Source organism: Bradyrhizobium sp. LeoA1Lang (genome assembly GCF_055413685.1).
In genome coordinates this window covers 1-287 of record NZ_JBVAPG010000578.1, presented here as the reverse complement: position 1 = coordinate 287, position 287 = coordinate 1, and the positions used below count along the sequence as shown (strand labels likewise).

Here is a 287-nt window from a genome sequence, read left to right as displayed (position 1 = left end):
GGGCGCCGAACCGGGCGTCCGCCGAAGCGGCGATCGACGTTTTCGCCGAGAAATACCGCGCCAAATACGGCCGGGCGGTCGAATGTCTGGTCAAGGATCGCGACGCCCTGCTGGCCTTCTACGACTTCCCGGCCGAGCATTGGGATCACTTGCGCACGAGCAACCCCATCGAAAGCGTGTTCGCCACCGTGCGGCACCGGACGGTGCGCACCAAGGGCTCGTTGTCGCCAACCACCGCCAGGCTGATGGTGTTCAAACTGGTGATCGCCGCATCAAAGACCTGGCGG

Annotated in this window: 1 protein-coding gene; it reads left to right on the top strand. The window is 64.8% G+C overall.

Going from position 1 to position 287, the window contains the following annotated elements; all coding sequences use genetic code 11:
- The coding region (locus ACZYOF_RS44565) for a transposase (RefSeq protein ID WP_463719694.1) at positions 1 to 287 on the top strand (287 nt) is incomplete at both ends.